Raw genomic sequence first — 16763 nt, 5'->3', positions numbered from 1 at the left:
TCTCCACGCCATCTCCGGGAGGAAGATCATGCCCTTCATCACGACCAGCGACGGTGCCGAGATCTTCTACAAGGACTGGGGCGCGCCCTCGGCGCGGCCGGTGGTGTTCAGCCACGGCTGGCCGCTGAACGCGGACGCCTGGGACTCCCAGCTGAAGGCCGTCGCCGACGCCGGGTTCCGGGCGATCGCGCATGACCGGCGCGGGCACGGCCGGTCCACCCAGACCTGGACCGGCAACGACATGGACACCTACGCCGACGACCTGGCGCAGCTGGTGACGACGCTGGACCTGCACGACGCCGTCCACGTCGGCCACTCCACCGGCGGTGGCGAGGTCGCCCGCTACCTCGGCCGGCACGGGACCTTCCGGGTGGCGAAGGCGGTCCTGCTCGGGGCCGTCCCGCCGCTGATGCTGAAGACCGAGGCCAACCCGGAGGGCCTGCCCATCGACGCCTTCGACGGCATCCGGGCCGGCGTGCTCGCGGACCGGTCCCAGTTCTACCGAGACCTCGCCACGCCCTTCTACGGCTTCAACCGGCCGGGCGCGGCCGTGTCCCAGGGCGTCATCGACGCGTTCTGGTTGATGAGCATGCAGGCGGGTCTCAAGCCCGCCTACGACTGCGTCAAGCAGTTCTCCGAGACCGACTTCACCGACGACCTGGCGAAGTTCGACGTCCCGACCCTGGTCGCGCACGGCGACGACGACCAGATCGTCCCGATCGTCGCCTCGGCGTACCGGACCGCGAAGCTCGTCAAGGACGCGACGCTCAAGGTCTACCCGGGCGCGCCGCACGGCCTGTGCGGCGACCACAGCGCCGAGTTCTCCGAGGACCTGATCGCCTTCATCAAGGGGTGAGGCGTGGCTGGGGCCGTGATGCCGGGATGATTCCCGGTTCACGGCCCCAAGCCCTCTACCCCCAAGCCCTCTACCGCCTCGTCTCAGGGATCGCTGCCGCGCGCTCGGTTCAGGAGGCGCGGGTGAGGATGACGACCGGAATGTCCCGGTCGGTGCGCGTCTGGTAGTCGGCGTACGGCGGCCAGACCTCGACCATCGTCGGCCAGAGGCGGGCCTTCTCCTGCGGCGTCGCGGTGCGGGCGGTCGCCTTGAACGTGTCCGCCTTCACCTGCAGCTCGACCTCGGGGTTGTCGACCAGGTTTCGGTACCAGAGCGGATGCTCCTGCGCTCCGCCCTTCGACGCGACGACCAGGTAGTCGTCGCCGTCCTGCCCGTAGATCAGCGCGGTGCGCCGGGGCTGGCCGGAACGCCGGCCGATCGTCGTCAGCAGCAGCGTCGGCACGCCCTCGGCGAGGTCACCGTTCGGGCCGTACCAGAGGTGCCCCTCCTCGCCACCGCTTTCCAGATATGTGCGGGTGTGATCGGCAACCCACTTGTTCGGGCTGTCCGTCGGTGTCGTCGACTCGCTCATGGTCCCCATCCTCCACCGGTGCCGTCCGGGCGACGACGGCTCATCGCGCCGCGGTGAGGACGGCTCCTCGCGCCGCGGTGAGGACGGCTCGGCGTCAGCCGTGGGCGGCCTCGGCCAGCAGGGTGGCCACGGCGTCGATGTCGTCGTCGGGGATGAGGCCCACGGTGACGCGCAGGTGGGCGGCGCCGAGGGGAGCGGCCTCGAAGGGGGTACCGGGGGCGGCGCCGATGCCGCGGGAGGCGAGCGACACCAGCGCGACCTGCTCGTCCGCCACCTCCATCCACAGGTTGATGCCGTCGCCGGCCTGGGCGCGCACGCCGCGGCCGGCGAGCGCGGCCGTCATCCGCTCGCGGCGGTTCGCGTAGACCTCGCGGGCGTGGGCCAGCGTCTGTTCGGTGTCGTCGTCGTCGAGGAGCTCGGCGAGCACGGCCTGCAGCAGGCGGCTCGACCAGCCGGGCCCGAGCATCCGGCGGCTGACGACGCCGTTCACGACCGACTCGACCCCGCCGACCGCGGCCAGCCGCAGGTCGGGGCCGTGGCTCTTGGAGAAGCTGCGGATGTGGATGGTCGCCTCGGGCAGGTGGGTTCCGAGGCTGAGGGGCGCCGCGGCGGCGACGTCGCCGATGTGATCGTCCTCGATGACCGTCACCCCGTGCCCCTCGAGCAGCGCCGCGAGCGCCTCGGCGCGCCGGGGTGTCATGCTCACGCCGGCCGGGTTGTGCGCGCGCGGCTGCAGGTAGAGCGCCACCGGCTCGGCGCCGGCGGCCGCGGACAGGGCCGCGCGCAGCGCGCCGGGCTGGATGCCCTCCTCGTCGAGCGGCAGCGCCACCACCTCGGCGCCCACGGCCTCCAGCAGGTCGAGCAGCGGCGGGAAGCACGGGTTCTCGACCAGTACCCGGCTGCCGAAGCCGACCAGCACGCCGGTCACCCGGTCCAGCGCGTCGAGCGCGCCGTCGACGACGGTCAGCGCGGCGGGTGGGAACGGCCAGCGGACGCGCAGCGCCTTCTCGAGCGCGGGCAGCACCGGGTCGTCCAGGTAGCTGGCGGTCAGGTTGCCGCCGCTGGCCACCCGGGCGAGCATCGGCGCGAGGTCGGGCAGCAGCGCCACGTCCGGGGTGCCGGTGGAGTAGTCGTGCGGGAGCCGGCCGGGGCTGCGGGTGATCCGGCGGTAACGGCGCGGGTCGGCGCTCGCCGGGGGGCCGGCCAGCACGAACGTCCCCGCGCGGCCGCGCGGCGAGATGACGCCGGCGCGGGCGAGGGTGCGCCAGGCCTGGCTCACCGTGGTGGGGCTGATGCCGAGCTCGGTGGCGAGCTCGCGGACGGTGGGCAGCCGGGTACCGGCCGGCAGGGTGCCCGACATGACCAGCCGGCTGACGGTGCCCGCGATGCCGCGCGCGGAGCGGTCGTCGATCGCCGAGGTGATCGCGCCGATCATGCTGTCGCCCCTTGCTGGTAGCTGACCCTTGCTGGTAGCAGACCCCTGCCGGTAACAGCGCCTGTAACAATAAGAAACAAAGCGAGAATTGTCCGGACCAGAGTGTGACAGTAGTCTGCGGGCACCACAAACGCCCAGTGGTCGGTGGACTGGCGCGATGGCGAGTTCGGTGGTCCTGTCGGACGGGGCCGCGGCGCCCGTCGTGGCGGCGCCGGGACGACCGTCCGGCGGGCGGCGGGGCGCGGTGCGGGAGGGAGAGCGAAGGCGATGAGCAGGGTCATCCGTGCGGCGCTCGTCCAGGCGAAATGGACGGGCGACAAGGAATCCATGATCAAGGCGCACGAGGAGTACGCCCGGTCGGCGGCCGAGCAGGGCGCCAAGGTCATGTGCTTCCAGGAGCTGTTCTACGGCCCGTACTTCTGCCAGGTGCAGGACCCGGAGTACTACGCGTACGCGGAGTCGGTGCCCGGCCCGACCGTCGAGCGCTTCGCGGCACTGGCCGCCGAGCTCGGCATGGTGCTGGTGCTGCCGGTCTACGAGCAGGAGCAGCCGGGCGTCCTCTACAACACGGCCGCGGTGATCGACGCCGATGGGAAGTACCTCGGCAAGTACCGCAAGACCCACATTCCGCACGTGCAGGGCTTCTGGGAGAAGTTCTACTTCCGGCCGGGAAACCTGGGCTACCCGGTGTTCGACACCGCGGTCGGCCGGGTCGGCGTCTACATCTGCTACGACCGGCACTTCCCGGAGGGCTGGCGGGCGCTCGGGCTGAACGGCGCCGAGCTGGTGTTCAACCCGTCGGCGACCTCGCGAGGCCTGTCGAACTACCTGTGGAAGCTGGAGCAGCCGGCGGCCGCCGTCGCGAACGAGTACTTCATCGGCGCGATCAACCGGGTCGGCGTCGAGGACCTCGGCGACGACGACTTCTACGGCACGTCCTACTTCGTCGACCCGGAGGGCAAGTTCGTCGACGGGACGGGCGACTCGCACGAGCCGGAGCTGATGGTCCGTGACCTGGACATGGACCTGCTGACCGAGGTGCGCAACCGGTGGGCGTTCTACCGCGACCGCCGCCCTGACCAGTACGGCGACCTCACCGCCCCCTGACAACTCGTTCCCCGTCCCCGAGCGAAGCGATGTCACCAGGCCAGCCCGGACCCCGGCTTGGTGACGCTCCCGCGCAAGGTGACCGTGCTGGGCGCGGAGGCGCGCCTCTGCGGAGGCCCGGCCCCGAGCGACGGGGTCCCTGCGGAATCGGCGAAGCCGATTTCGGAGGTCGTGAAGTGGCCCTGCGGAGATGCAGCTTCGGTTTGGTGACGTTCAGCGGAACGCCACCGTGCGGCCCGGAGGCGTGCCTCCGCGGAGGCGTGCCCACGAGCGAAGCGAGGTGGGCGCGCCGCAGCGGAGGTCGCCGGAAGGCACGTGAGCGGAGGAGGACGCCGCGCGGAGGTCCCTTGGGAGCGAAGCGAGCAAGGGGCCGGAGCGCGGCGCCCGGACGGAGCGAACCAGCAAAGGAGCCTCGATGAAGACGCTGATCACCGGTGGGACCGTCGTCGGACCGCTCGGCGCCAGCCCGACCGACGTGCTGGTCGACGGCGAGACGATCGCCGCGCTCTACGCCCCGGGCATCGCCACGGCGAGCGGAGTCGCCGCGGACAAGGTCGTCGACGCCACCGGGAAGTACGTCGTCCCGGGCGGGGTGGACGTCCACACGCACATGAAGCTGCCCTTCGGCGGCACGTTCGCCTCGGACGACTTCGAATCGGGGACGAAGGCCGCCGCCTGGGGCGGCACCACCACGATCATCGACTTCGCCGTGCAGCGCACCGGGGAGGTCGTGCAGGACGGGCTCGCCGCCTGGCACGCGCTGGCGGACGGCAACTGCGCGATCGACTACGGCTTCCACATGATCATGGGTGGGGTCGACGACGAGGCGCTCAAGGCGATGGACTACCTCGTCGAACACGAGGGGATCACCAGCTTCAAGCTGTTCATGGCCTACCCGGGTGTCTTTTACAGCGACGACGGCCAGATCCTGCGGGCGATGCAGAAGGCGTCCGACAACGGCGCGCTGATCATGATGCACGCGGAGAACGGCATCGCGATCGACGTGCTGGCCGCCCAGGCCGTCGCCCGCGGCGATACCGACCCCGTGTTCCACGGCCTGACCCGGCCGTCGGCGCTGGAGGGCGAGGCCACCCACCGGGCGACCGTGCTCGCCCAGGTCGCCGGCAACACCCCGCTGTACTTCGTGCACCTGTCGGCATCCGAGGCGCTGGCGCACGTGTCGGCCGCCCGGACGGCCGGGCGCAACGTGTTCGCGGAGACCTGCCCGCAGTACCTCTACCTGACCCTGGAGGACCAGCTCGGCGCCCCCGGCTTCGAGGGGGCCAAGTGGGTCGCCTCCCCGCCGCTGCGCCCGCGGGACGAGCCGCACCGCGACGACCTGTGGCGCGGGCTGCGCACCGACGACCTCGCGATCGTCTCCACCGACCACTGCCCCTTCTGCTTCAAGGACCAGAAGGAGCTCGGCCGCGGCGACTTCACGAAGATCCCGAACGGGATCGGCACCGTGGAGCACCGGATGGACCTCGTCTACCAGGGCGTGGCCACCGGCAGGCTGTCGCTGGAGCGCTGGGTGGAGACCTGCTCGACGACGCCGGCCCGGATGTTCGGCCTCTACCCGAAGAAGGGCGTGATCGCGCCGGGATCGGACGCGGACATCGTCATCTACGACCCGAGCGCGACGACCACGATCGGCGTCGCGACCCACCACATGAACCTGGACCACTCGGCCTGGGAGGGTTTCGAGATCGCCGGCAAGGTCGACACCGTGTTCTCTCGGGGGACCACGGTCGTCGCGGGCGGTGCCTTCCATGGCCGCGCCGGCCACGGCCAGTACCTGCGCCGCGGCCTGACCCAGTACCTGCGTTGACCCGGCCCGCTCACCCATACTAAGTGAGCACTCAGTTCAACGGCCCGTGCGTGGCAGGCTGGGCGGGTCGAGACGGATGGACCGGAGAGGGACGCGATGCGGGAAATCGGGCACTGGATCGACGGCAAGGCGGTAGCGGGCACCTCGGGCCGGTTCGGGCCGGTGTGGAACCCGGCGACCGGCGAGCAGGCGGCGCAGGTCGCCCTGGCCAACCTGGACGAGATCAACGCGGCCGTCGCGAGCGCGAGGGCGGCGTTCCCCGCCTGGCGCCGGACCGGTCTCGGCCGGCGCGCGGAGGTGATGTTCCGCTTCCGCGAGCTGCTGTACACGAACCGCACGGAGCTCGCGAAGCTCATCACCGCCGAGCACGGCAAGACCGTCGACGACGCCCTGGGTGAGCTCGCCCGTGGCCTGGAGAACGTCGAGTTCGCCTGCGGCGCGCCGAGCCTGCTGCGCGGCGGCTTCTCCGAGCAGGTGTCGACGGGTGTCGACGTCCACGAGATCCGCCAGCCGCTGGGGGTCGTCGCGGGCATCACGCCGTTCAACTTCCCGGCGATGGTCCCGCTGTGGATGCTCTCCAACGCCCTGGTCTGCGGCAACGCGTTCATCCTCAAGCCCAGCGAGCGCGACCCGTCGACCTCGCTGCTGCTGGCCGACCTGCTGGCCCAGGCCGGCGTGCCCGAGGGCGTGTTCACCGTTCTGCAGGGCGACAAGCTCGCCGTCGACACCCTGCTCACCCACCCGGACGTCGAGGCCGTCAGCTTCGTCGGTTCGACGCCGATCGCGCGTTACGTCTACGAGACGGGTACGGCGGCCGGCAAGCGGGTGCAGGCGCTCGGCGGCGCGAAGAACCACATGATCGTGCTGCCGGACGCGGACATCGCCGCGGCGGCCGACGCGGCCGTCTCGGCGGGCTACGGGTCGGCCGGCGAGCGCTGCATGGCGGTCTCGGTCGTCGCCGCCGTCGGCGACGCGGCCGACCCGCTGGTCGAGGCGATCGCCGAGCGGGTACGCAAGATCAAGGTCGGCCCGGGCGCCGACCCGGACAGCGAGATGGGCCCGGTCATCACCCGGGAGGCCCGCGACAAGATCGCCGGCTACCTGGACACGGCCAAGGTCGACGGCGCGACCCTCGTGGTCGACGGTCGCGAGGACCCGGTGTACTCCGGCCCCGGCTTCTTCCTCGCCCCGAGCCTGGTCGACAACGTGTCGCCGACCAGCAAGGTCTACACCGACGAGATCTTCGGCCCGGTGCTCGCGGTCGTCCGGTGCGAGACCTACACCGAGGCGGTGAAGCTCGTCGAGGACAACCCGTACGGCAACGGCGTGGCGATCTTCACCCGGGACGGCGGCGCCGCCCGCCGCTTCACGTTCGATGTCCAGGCCGGCATGGTCGGCGTCAACGTGCCGATCCCGGTGCCGGTCGCCTACTACAGCTTCGGCGGCTGGAAGGCGTCGCTGTTCGGTGACCTGCACATGTACGGCCCGGACGGCATTCGCTTCTACACGAAGACCAAGGTCGTCACGACCCGTTGGCCGGATCCGGCGACCAGCTCGGTGGAGCTCGGCTTCCCGCGCACGCGGTAAGCCCGGTAGCACCAACCGTCCCGGCCGCCGCGCCCGACCAGCGCGGCGGCCGTGGGCGGGCGACGTACTCAGGCAACGATCGGGAGGCGAGCTCATGGATATCGGCGTCGTGCTGCAGACGAACCCGCCGGCCTCCCGGGTGGTGGAACTGGCCCGCCAGGCCGAGACGCTCGGCTTCTCGCACGTGTGGACGTTCGACTCCCACCTCCTGTGGGAGGAGCCGTTCGTCATCTACAGCCAGATCCTGGCCGCCACCCGCAAGGTGGTGGTCGGCCCGATGGTCACGAACCCGGCGACCAGGGACTGGACGGTCACCGCCTCGCTGTTCGCGACCCTCAACGAGATGTACGGCAACCGGACGATCTGCGGCATCGGCCGCGGCGACTCCGCCGTCCGCGTCCTGAACGGCAAGCCGACCACACTCGCGACCCTGCGCGACTGCATCGGGGTGGTCCGCGAGCTCGCGAACGGCCGCGAGGCCGAGGTGGGCGGCACCAGACTGCGCTTCCCCTGGGGCACGGAGAGCCGGCTCGACATCTGGGTCGCCGGCTACGGCCCGAAGGCGCTGGCGCTGGCGGGCGAGGTCGGCGACGGCTTCATCCTGCAGCTCGCCGACCCGGACATCACCGCCTGGACGATCGACGCCGTGCGTACCGCGGCGGCGGCCGCCGGCCGTGACCCGGCGTCGGTGAAGATCTGCGTGGCCGCCCCCGCCTACGTCGGCCCGGGTGACGACGCCTCGATGGCCCACCAGCGCGACCAGTGCCGCTGGTTCGGCGGCATGGTCGGCAACCACGTCGCGGACCTGGTCGCCCGCTACGGGGCCGGGTCTCCGGGCGGCGGTTCCGCCGTCCCGGCCGCGCTGACCGACTACATCAAGGGCCGCACCGACTACGACTACAACGAGCACGGCCGGGCGGGGAACACCCACACCACGTTCGTCCCGGACGAGATCGTCGACCGGTTCTGCCTGCTCGGCCCCGCCGAGGCGCACGTGCGCCGGCTGACGGAGCTCGCCGCGCTCGGCGTCGACCAGTTCGCGGTCTACCTCCAGCACGACGCCAAGATGGCGACGCTGGAGGCCTACGGCGAGCGGGTGATACCGGCGATCGCCGAGACGGTCCGCGCCAAGGAGCCGGCCGAGAGCACGTCGGGTGAGAGCACGTCGGGCGAGGCGCCGTGACCGTGACCACCGTCGACCAGTCGGCGTTCGAACGGCCAGCCCCGGCTGGCGGCGACGACGTCGGTTCCGCCGCCGGGCCAGGACCCGCGCCGGCCGGCGGCTGGGGGGACCGGCTGCGGCGGGTGGCGCTCGCCATAGCCGCCGTGGTGCTGGTCTGCGCGGTGTGGGAGCTCTACAAGCTGGTCGGCTCGCCGCACGGCGGCCGGCTGTTCGGGGTGCCGGTGCTGCCCCGCAACGACGACACCTCGATGCCGCACGTCTGGTCGGTGCTCGCCCAGCTCGGGCACAAGGAGGTCAACACCGCCGACAGCCAGACGGTCGGCGTCGCGGTGCTCAAGGGGATCTGGTTCACCCTGCGGGTGGCGCTCGTGGGCCTCGTCGCCGGCGTCGTCGTCGGGGTGCTGCTCGCCGTCGCGATGGCACGGGTAAAGATCGTCGAGCGCGGCCTGCTGCCGTACATCATCGCCAGCCAGACCGTGCCGCTGATCGCGCTGGCGCCGCTCGTCGCCGGCTGGAGCGGCAAGCTGAAGCTCGGCACGCTCGAATGGCAAGGCTGGATGACGGTCTCGCTGATCGCCGCCTACCTCGCGTTCTTCCCGGTCTCGGTCGGCATGCTGCGCGGCCTGCAGTCGCCGGGCGCGAACGCCGTCGAACTCATGCGCAGCTACGCCGCCTCCTGGTGGCAGACGCTGCTGCGGCTGCGGCTGCCCGCCGCCATCCCGTTCCTGCTGCCGGCGCTGCGGCTCGCCGGAGCCTCGGCGGTGATCGGCGCGATCGTCGCGGAGATCTCCACCGGCACGGCCGGCGGGGTCGGCCGCCTGATCATCGCCTACTCGCAGTCCGCCACCAGCGACGCGACGAAGCTTTACGACGCGGTGCTCGGCGCCGCCGTCACCGGCCTGCTCGTCGCCGGGCTGATCTCACTCGCCGAGCTGGCGCTGAGCACGCGCCGGGGCCGTCCCGCACAGCCAGGTGTGGGCCCAGGCGTGGGCCAGGGCACCTCGAAGACCCAGAAGACGCAGAAGACCCAGAAGGTGCGCACATGACCTCGACGCCGCCGCAGACCCCGGCCGCCGGCGCCGCCGCGCCGAACGTGCCGGACGTGCCGGACGCGCCGGACGCGCCCGCGGTACCGGCCGCGTCGGCCGCGTCGGCCGCGTCGGCCGCATCCACGGAACCGGCCCCCTTCGGGAAGTCGGCAGGCGGCTCCGCGTCGACGCCGGCCGTGGAGGTCGTCGGCGTCGACAAGGTGTTCCCCGTCGCCGGCGGCGGGGCGACCATCGCGCTCACCGGCATCGACCTGACCGTGGCGCCGGGTGAGTTCGTCTCGCTGATCGGCCCGTCCGGCTGCGGCAAGTCGACGCTGCTGCGCCTCATCGGCGACCTGGTCGAGGCGACCCGCGGGGAGGTACGGGTCTTCGGGGAGTCGGCCCGGGCCGCCCGCCAGTCCCAGCGTTACGGCATCGCGTTCCAGCAGGCCGGGCTGCTCGAGTGGCGCACCGTCGCCGGCAACATCGAGCTGCCGCTGCAGGTACACGGCGTCAAGAAGAAGGAGCGCCGCGAACGCGCTCGTGAGCTGCTCGAACTCGTCGGCCTCGGCGACTTCGCCGGTCACTGGCCGGCCCAGCTCTCCGGCGGCATGCAGCAGCGGGTCGCGATCGCCCGGGCACTGGCCGAGCGCCCGCCACTGCTGCTGCTCGACGAGCCGTTCGGCGCCCTCGACGAGATGACCCGGGAGCGGATGCAGGCGGAGCTCGCCCGGATCCGCCTGGAGACGTCGACGACCGTCATCCTGGTCACCCACTCGATCCCCGAGGCGGTGTTCCTCTCCGACCGGGTCGCCGTCATGTCGCCCCGGCCCGGCCGGATCACCCGGATCATCGACATCGACGTTCCCGGCCGAGTCCCCGCGCCGGGGGAGAGCGGAGGCGCGCCCGCACTGGAGGACGCCGTCGCGGAGGCCGAGGACGTCCGTGAGCAGGCGGCGTTCTTCCAGGCCGTCACGGCCGTGCGCGAGGCGCTGCGAGCCGGAGGCGACTCGTGACGGGCGGGCCGGGCCCAGGCCCGCGACCAGCCGGAAATGCCAACAGCACCAACAGCACCAGAGGCGCCGGCGGCGTCCGGGCGCGGGCGCGGCTGGCCGTCGTCCTCCCGCCGATCGTCGTCGGTGTCGTCGTCGTCGCGCTGTGGGAGGCCTACGTCCAGGCCTACGACATCAAGCCGTACCTGCTGCCCGCGCCGTCGGAGATCTGGGCGCAGTTCCGGCACAGCTTCCGCGTCATCGTCGACACGTCCAGGGCGACCGGCTCGAACGCGCTGGTCGGGCTGGTCGTCGGCCTGGTGACCGGCCTGGTCGCCGCGCTCGTCGCCGCCAGCTCGAGGATCGTCGACGGGCTGCTCGCGCCGATCGCGGCGGCGATGAACGCCATCCCGATCATCGCGCTCGCGCCGTTGTTCAACTCGATGTTCTCGACGACGTCGTCGGTGCCGCGGCGCCTCGTCGTCGCCATCGTGGTCTTCTTCCCGGTGTACGTGAACACGGTGCGCGGGCTGCGGCAGGTGCCCGAGGTGCAGCGGGAGCTGATGCGCTCGCTCGCCGTCGGCCGGTGGCGGTTCGCCCGCACGGTGCAGCTGCCGGGCGCGATCCCGTACATCTTCACCGGCTTCCGGGTGGCGTCGTCGCTGGCGGTGATCGCCGCCGTCGTCGCCGAGTACTTCGGCGGGCGGCAGAACGGGCTCGGCTCGCGGATCACCTCGGCCGCGGCGAACACGGCCTACCCGCGCGCGTGGGCGTTCGTCCTCGCCGCGTGCGTGCTCGGGATCGCGGTCTACCTCATCGCCGGCCTGCTCGAATGGCTCGCCACCCCGTGGCGGCGCGGGTCGGGGTCGACAGCCGGGACGTAAGCCAACCAACGCACGGGCCAACCAAAGTAGGTAGGCCAACCAACACATAGGCCAACCAGTACTGAGGCTAACCAGTACTGAGGCCTTACCAATACGTAGGCGGCAGGTGAGCGGCGAACCGGGCCGCCAGGCGGGCGGCGCGGCCCGTGGACATCCGGTTCGTCGGCGGGCGGCGTGGCCCGGTGGATCCGAGGCGAGGCGCGGGCGGTGCGGCCCGCTGACGAACATCACGGACTCCGGAGTCCGGACGACCAGACGAGAGGGGCCTGGGCGTCGTTCCCGGTTCCGCGACGGCCCAAGCAGGTGGAGGGGACATGAAACGACGTTTGGCCGGAGGGCTGGCGGCGGCACTCGCTGTCACGCTGGCACTGGCGGCGTGTAGCTCGAGTGACGACGATTCGACCACGCCGAGCGATGGCAGCAGCAGCGCCGCCGGGCTCACGCCGGTGAAGCTGCAGCTGCAGTGGTTCACCCAGGCGCAGTTCGCCGGCTACATCGCGGCGAAGGAGAAGGGCTACTTCAAGGACGCCGGCCTCGACGTCACCATTCTCGAGGGCGGCACCGACATCGTCCCGCAGACGGTGCTCGCCCAGGGCAAGGCCGACTTCGCGATCGCCTGGGTGCCGAAGGCGCTGGCGTCGCGCGAGCAGGGCGCGGCGATCACCGACATCGCGCAGATCTTCCAGCGGTCCGGCACGCTGCAGGTCAGCTTCAAGGACAAGAACATCACCACCCCGGCCGATCTCAAGGGCAAGAAGGTCGGCGACTGGGGCTTCGGCAACGAGTACGAGCTGTTCGCCGGGATGACCAAGGCCAATGTCGACCCGTCCAAGGACATCACGCTGGTCCAGCAGCAGTTCGACATGAAGGGTCTGCTGTCCGGCGACATCGACGCCGCCCAGGCGATGAGCTACAACGAGTACGCCCAGGTACTCGAGGCGACGAACCCGGCGACCGGCAAGCTCTACCAGCCGAGTGACTTCAACACCATGAACTGGAACGACGTCGGCACCGCGATGCTGCAGGATGCCATCTGGGCGAACACCGACAAACTGCAGAGCGACAAGGCCTACCAGGACACGTCGACGAAGTTCGTCGAGGCGTCGATCAAGGGCTGGATCTACTGCCGCGACAACCCGGAGGACTGCCGCGACCTGGTCGTCGCCGCCGGCTCGAAGCTCGGCAAGAGCCACCAGCTCTGGCAGGTCAACGAGATCAACAAGCTGATCTGGCCGTCGCCGAACGGCATCGGCCTCATCGACAAGGCGAAGTGGGACCAGACCGTCACCATCGCCAAGGGCACCAAGAACGCCGACGGTGACACCGTCCTGAAGGGCGACCCCGAGGGACTCGCCTACACGAACGACTACGTCACCAAGGCACTCGCCGACCTTAAGGGCGAGGGCGTCGACGTCACCGGCAGCGGCTTCAAGCCGGCGACCGTCACGCTGGAAGCCGGCGGCGTCTGAGACCGAGCAGCCAACCAGATCGACTAGCCAACTAGATCGACTAGCCGACCGAGTCGAGTAACCAGCCAACTAGGTCGAGTAACCAACTGATCCACCGGCTCGTCCCGCGGCGCGTACCCCACCCGCGCCGCGGGCGAGCCGGCCTGGTGTTTGCTCGCGTCCAGGCACCGCCTCGGTGTTTCCTGAGGAGCAGCCGGTCGGGAGCCGGCCGCGCGGGGGCGCGTGGCGGCGCGGACGGCGCGGGCGGCACGGCGGCGCGTGGCGGCACGGACGGCGGCGCGCGGAGGCACGGCGGCACGGCCGGCCGGGCTTGCCCGGCGGCGCGGGCGACACGGCGGCGCAGCAGCGCGGCAGCGTAGTGACAAGCCCTGGCGGCGAGGAGGCAGCGGGTTCCATGGGGACGAACAGCAAGACGTATGAGGACGACCGCAAGCACGTCTTTCACTCGTGGTCGGCACAGGCGGCCCTCACCCCACTGGTGGTCAACCGCGCCGAGGGCAGTTCGTTCTGGGACGAGTCCGGCAAGCGTTACCTGGACTTCTCCTCCCAGCTGGTGAACGCCAACATCGGCCACCAACACCCCAAGGTCATCGCGGCCATCGTCGAGCAGGCCCAGAAACTGACGACCATCGCCCCGTTCCACGCGAACGAGGCCCGCTCCGAGGCGGCCCGGCTCATCGCGTCGCATGCGCCCGGCGACCTTGACAAGGTCTTCTTCACCAACGGCGGCGCCGAGGCGACCGAGAACGCCGTCCGCATGGCCCGCCTCGTGACCGGCCGGCACAAGATCCTGACGACCTACCGGTCCTACCATGGCGCCACCGGCGGTTCGATCGTGCTGACCGGCGAACCACGCCGCTGGGCCAGCGAGCCGGGCATCCCCGGCGTCGTCCACTTCTTCGGCCCCTACCCGTACCGGTCGCCGTTCTACGCCGAGAGCGTCGAGCAGGAAGGCGAACGCGCCCTCGCGCACCTCGCGGACGTGATCGCCATGGAAGGCCCGTCGACGATCGCCGCCGTGCTGCTGGAGACGGTCGTCGGCACCAACGGCATCCTCGTCCCGCCGGACGGCTATCTGGCCGGCGTGCGCGAGCTGTGCGACCAGCACGGCATCTTGCTGATTCTCGACGAGGTCATGTCCGGCTTCGGCCGTTGCGGTGAATGGTTCGCCGTCGACCACTGGGGCGTCGTCCCCGACCTGATCTGTTTCGCCAAGGGTGTCAACTCCGGCTATATCCCGCTGGGCGGTGTGATCATGGGTCCGCGCGTCGCCGACGCGTTCGCGACCCGTTCCTACCCCGGCGGCCTCACCTACTCCGGCCACCCGCTGGCCTGCGCCGCCGCCGTCGGCTCGATCCGGGCGTTCGAGGAGGAAGACATCCTCGAGCACGCCCGGACGCTCGGAACGGACATCATCGGCCCGGAGCTCGCGAAACTCGCCGCGAACCATCCGAGCATCGGCGAGGTCCGGGGTCTCGGCGTCTTCTGGGCTATAGAGCTCGTCCGCGACCGGGAGACCCGGGAACCGCTCGTCCCGTTCAACGCCGCCGGCCCCGACGCCGCCCCCATGGGCGCCATCGCCGCGGCCTGCAAGGAACGCGGCCTCTGGCCGTTCACCCACTTCAACCGCGTCCATGTCGTCCCACCGTGCACGATCACGGTGGACGAGCTTCGTGAGGGCTTGGCGATCCTCGACGAGGCCCTGACCATCGCCGACGGTTACGTCACCGGCACCTGAACCGCGGCGCCGGCTGATTCCGCTAGCAGCCGTTGGTTCCTGCCCGTGGTTGCAGGCCTCGCTGGTGATCAGCGTTCCCGTATGACCCGCGGACACCCGGGATCGCCGGCCCATGGTCCGGTCGGGTCGCGTTGCAGGTGTAGCGGTGGGCTATGGAGCGCCGGCGAGATAAAGCCGACTTGGGTGTTCTTTCTGCCGGCTGCCGGGCTTTCTGTATGTGCTGACCTGCTATTTTGATCACATTCTTCTAGAGTCGAGCTGTCTCTAAATTGCATTGATCCGAGATCCTCCCGCTGTTGTCCTCTGCAATTTCCTGATGGCGGTCGTTGTTCTCGGCCATGTTTGACGAAATCGGCACCTCGGTTTATCGTCGAACCCGTGTTCGATACGTATGGTGACCAGATTCAGGACGACACTGTCCCGTCGTCCCAGGCCGCGCCGCCCGATGTGGCTGATGCTGGGCGGTCTCGTTCCGGTGCCCGGGCGCCGGCTTGTCTGGACACATCCGGCGACTCGGTCGTGGCCGGTGGCCCGGTCGCGGCGGCCGGTTCGGCGGCCGCCCTGGGTGGTGTCGACTCCGGCGGTCGAGGGGTGGCCGCTCGGGACGACCAGGTGAGCGGCGGGGCCGTCACGAAGCTGGTGGCGCGGTTCGCTGCCGTCGACGCGGTGTTCGACGAGACGTTGGCGGAGTTGGCGACCTGTTCGAAGGAGGAGGCGCTCGAGCTGGTCGTGTTGTTGATGGGGCGGCAGGCGGCGCGGTTGGCGGGGTTGACGGTGCGGGCGCAGGTCCGGTTGGCGCAGTTGCATCCGTCGGCTCCGACGGTCAACGACGTCGATGAGCCGGGTGATCCTTATTCGGAGTTTCTGGCGGATCGGGTCGCTCCGGAGTTGGCGGAGTCGCCCCGGGCTGTCTCCAACCGGCTCGCGCGGGCGTGGGATCTGGTCGAGAAGCTGCCCGCCGCGGTGGATGCGCTGGTGGTGGGGGAGTTGGACTGGCGGCGGTTGCTCGCGCTGTTCGAGGTGACCGAGTACCTGACCGAGGAGCGGCGTGCTGTGGCTGAGGCGCGGATGCTCGCGGGGCGGAGACTTGGCTCGCCGGCGTTGTGGCGGCGTAAGGCGCGGCGGCTCATGTTGCGGCTTGACCCGGCGGGGGCGGGGCGGCGGTGGCGGGAGGCGCACGCGGAGCGGGACGTGACGGTGGAGCCGTTGGAGGACGGGATGGCGCGGCTGTCGGCGACGCTGGCGGCCGAGGACGTCCGGGCGATCTGTGATCGGATCGATCGGCTCGCGAGGAGCGCCCGCGCCGGCGGTGATGGTCGGCCCGTCGCGGCTGTTCGTGCTGACGTGCTCGCGGCGTTGCTGCTGGGTAACCGGCGTGAGTATGTGACGACCGAGATCCAGGTGATCGCTTCGGTCGGCACGCTGGCGGGTCTGGATGATGATCCGGCGGAGTTGGTCGGTTATGGGCCGATCCCGGCCGGTGTCGGGCGGGCGCTGGCTGCGGATGCCCGCTGGCGCCGCGTGCTCACCGACCCGGTTACCGGCACTGTCCTGGACCTTGGGCATCGCCGGGTTCCGGCCCCGGACCTGGCTCGGCTCATTCGGTATCGCGATCAGCGCTGCACGTTCCCGGGCTGTGCGGTTCCCGCGGTGAGCGCCGACCTTGATCACACCGTGCCCTGGGCTCACGGCGGCCGCACCGCCTTCGACAACCTCGGCGCCGCGTGCCGCCATCATCACCGACTCAAGGGCGAAGGCGGGTGGAAGCTCGACCAGCCCCGACCGGGAGTGTTCGTCTGGACCAGTCCCGACGCCCGCGCCTATCGCAACGACACCAACACCAACGACGGCGAGGGTGTCCCCTCGGGCGAGGACCGGGACACTGGGTCCACAGTCACAATCCAAGCCGCAGCCATGGTCGGCGCCGAACCCGATCCCGAGTTGATGAGCCCGAGGCGCCACACCCCGGCCCATGAGCCTTGCCCCTTCTGACGTCCTGTCCAGACGATCATGATGGTCCGCCGGTGGCAGGGTGAGTGGCAGGCGAATGCCAGGTGGGCGGCAGGCTGGCCAACTGGCCATGAC

13 protein-coding genes are annotated in these 16763 nt (G+C 70.9%); 11 read left to right on the top strand and 2 right to left on the bottom strand.

Going from position 1 to position 16763, the window contains the following annotated elements; translation table 11 throughout:
• Nucleotides 1-28: 28 nt before the first annotated feature.
• On the top strand, nucleotides 29-856 hold the full coding sequence (locus FRCN3DRAFT_RS0200160) for an alpha/beta fold hydrolase (RefSeq protein ID WP_007512947.1): 828 nt from the start codon (nucleotides 29-31) through the stop codon (nucleotides 854-856).
• Nucleotides 857-965: 109 nt separating this feature from the next.
• On the opposite strand, the gene FRCN3DRAFT_RS0200155 is transcribed toward FRCN3DRAFT_RS0200160, so the two are convergent.
• Nucleotides 966-1427, bottom strand: coding sequence for a nitroreductase family deazaflavin-dependent oxidoreductase (locus FRCN3DRAFT_RS0200155; protein ID WP_007512954.1), 462 nt, complete (start codon nucleotides 1425-1427; stop codon nucleotides 966-968).
• Nucleotides 1428-1521: 94 nt separating this feature from the next.
• Nucleotides 1522-2862, bottom strand: a complete 1341-nt coding sequence (locus FRCN3DRAFT_RS0200150) for an aminotransferase-like domain-containing protein (protein ID WP_007512955.1) — start codon at nucleotides 2860-2862, stop codon at nucleotides 1522-1524.
• Nucleotides 2863-3129: 267 nt separating this feature from the next.
• Between FRCN3DRAFT_RS0200150 and FRCN3DRAFT_RS0200145 the strand changes: the two genes are divergently transcribed.
• From FRCN3DRAFT_RS0200145 to FRCN3DRAFT_RS0200100, 10 genes are all read left to right on the top strand, one after another.
• Nucleotides 3130-3969, top strand: a complete 840-nt coding sequence (locus FRCN3DRAFT_RS0200145; RefSeq protein ID WP_007512956.1) for a nitrilase-related carbon-nitrogen hydrolase — start codon at nucleotides 3130-3132, stop codon at nucleotides 3967-3969.
• Nucleotides 3970-4384: 415 nt separating this feature from the next.
• Nucleotides 4385-5797 (top strand): dihydropyrimidinase, encoded by a 1413-nt coding sequence (gene hydA / locus FRCN3DRAFT_RS0200140; protein WP_007512957.1) that lies wholly within the window; start codon nucleotides 4385-4387, stop codon nucleotides 5795-5797.
• Between the two features lie 96 nt (nucleotides 5798-5893).
• Nucleotides 5894-7384 carry a CoA-acylating methylmalonate-semialdehyde dehydrogenase gene (locus FRCN3DRAFT_RS0200135; protein WP_007512958.1) on the top strand — a complete coding sequence of 497 codons (1491 nt, stop codon included), beginning with the start codon at nucleotides 5894-5896 and terminating at the stop codon, nucleotides 7382-7384.
• Nucleotides 7385-7478: 94 nt separating this feature from the next.
• Nucleotides 7479-8567, top strand: coding sequence for a TIGR03842 family LLM class F420-dependent oxidoreductase (locus FRCN3DRAFT_RS0200130; protein WP_007512959.1), 1089 nt, complete (start codon nucleotides 7479-7481; stop codon nucleotides 8565-8567).
• Nucleotides 8564-9613 carry an ABC transporter permease gene (locus tag FRCN3DRAFT_RS0200125; protein WP_027140102.1) on the top strand — a complete coding sequence of 350 codons (1050 nt, stop codon included), beginning with the start codon at nucleotides 8564-8566 and terminating at the stop codon, nucleotides 9611-9613. The genes FRCN3DRAFT_RS0200130 and FRCN3DRAFT_RS0200125 overlap by 4 nt, the downstream gene beginning before the upstream one ends.
• Nucleotides 9610-10611 carry an ABC transporter ATP-binding protein gene (locus tag FRCN3DRAFT_RS0200120; protein ID WP_007512961.1) on the top strand — a complete coding sequence of 334 codons (1002 nt, stop codon included), beginning with the start codon at nucleotides 9610-9612 and terminating at the stop codon, nucleotides 10609-10611. Before FRCN3DRAFT_RS0200125 ends, FRCN3DRAFT_RS0200120 begins: the two co-directional genes overlap by 4 nt.
• Nucleotides 10608-11471: an ABC transporter permease gene (locus FRCN3DRAFT_RS0200115; protein WP_007512962.1), complete on the top strand. Its 864-nt coding sequence runs from the start codon at nucleotides 10608-10610 to the stop codon at nucleotides 11469-11471. Before FRCN3DRAFT_RS0200120 ends, FRCN3DRAFT_RS0200115 begins: the two co-directional genes overlap by 4 nt.
• Before the next feature lie 314 nt (nucleotides 11472-11785).
• A complete protein-coding gene (locus FRCN3DRAFT_RS0200110) occupies nucleotides 11786-12940 on the top strand; it encodes an ABC transporter substrate-binding protein (RefSeq protein ID WP_007512964.1) in 1155 nt (384 codons plus the stop codon).
• A 394-nt stretch (nucleotides 12941-13334) separates the two neighbouring features.
• Nucleotides 13335-14678 carry an aspartate aminotransferase family protein gene (locus FRCN3DRAFT_RS0200105; protein ID WP_007519258.1) on the top strand — a complete coding sequence of 448 codons (1344 nt, stop codon included), beginning with the start codon at nucleotides 13335-13337 and terminating at the stop codon, nucleotides 14676-14678.
• A 612-nt stretch (nucleotides 14679-15290) separates the two neighbouring features.
• Entirely contained in the window at nucleotides 15291-16670 is a 1380-nt protein-coding gene (locus FRCN3DRAFT_RS0200100; RefSeq protein WP_232793863.1) for an HNH endonuclease signature motif containing protein, read from the top strand.
• Nucleotides 16671-16763: the final 93 nt, after the last annotated feature.

This window comes from Pseudofrankia saprophytica (genome assembly GCF_000235425.2).
In the GTDB taxonomy this organism is placed as follows: domain Bacteria; phylum Actinomycetota; class Actinomycetes; order Frankiales; family Frankiaceae; genus Pseudofrankia; species Pseudofrankia saprophytica.
Note: the sequence above shows the minus strand (reverse complement) of the source record. Positions and strands in the feature narration are given on the sequence as shown.

Excerpts from the sequence above, each read along its gene's own strand:
- FRCN3DRAFT_RS0200105 (WP_007519258.1), top strand. The coding sequence starts at position 13,335 with ATGGGGACGAACAGCAAGACGTATGAGGACGACCGCAAGCACGTCTTT.
- FRCN3DRAFT_RS0200160 (WP_007512947.1), top strand. The coding sequence starts at position 29 with ATGCCCTTCATCACGACCAGCGACGGTGCCGAGATCTTCTACAAGGAC.
- FRCN3DRAFT_RS0200155 (WP_007512954.1), bottom strand. The coding sequence starts at position 1,427 with ATGAGCGAGTCGACGACACCGACGGACAGCCCGAACAAGTGGGTTGCC.
- FRCN3DRAFT_RS0200145 (WP_007512956.1), top strand. The coding sequence starts at position 3,130 with ATGAGCAGGGTCATCCGTGCGGCGCTCGTCCAGGCGAAATGGACGGGC.
- hydA (WP_007512957.1), top strand. The coding sequence starts at position 4,385 with ATGAAGACGCTGATCACCGGTGGGACCGTCGTCGGACCGCTCGGCGCC.
- FRCN3DRAFT_RS0200120 (WP_007512961.1), top strand. The coding sequence starts at position 9,610 with ATGACCTCGACGCCGCCGCAGACCCCGGCCGCCGGCGCCGCCGCGCCG.
- FRCN3DRAFT_RS0200130 (WP_007512959.1), top strand. The coding sequence starts at position 7,479 with ATGGATATCGGCGTCGTGCTGCAGACGAACCCGCCGGCCTCCCGGGTG.
- FRCN3DRAFT_RS0200110 (WP_007512964.1), top strand. The coding sequence starts at position 11,786 with ATGAAACGACGTTTGGCCGGAGGGCTGGCGGCGGCACTCGCTGTCACG.
- FRCN3DRAFT_RS0200135 (WP_007512958.1), top strand. The coding sequence starts at position 5,894 with ATGCGGGAAATCGGGCACTGGATCGACGGCAAGGCGGTAGCGGGCACC.
- FRCN3DRAFT_RS0200150 (WP_007512955.1), bottom strand. The coding sequence starts at position 2,862 with ATGATCGGCGCGATCACCTCGGCGATCGACGACCGCTCCGCGCGCGGC.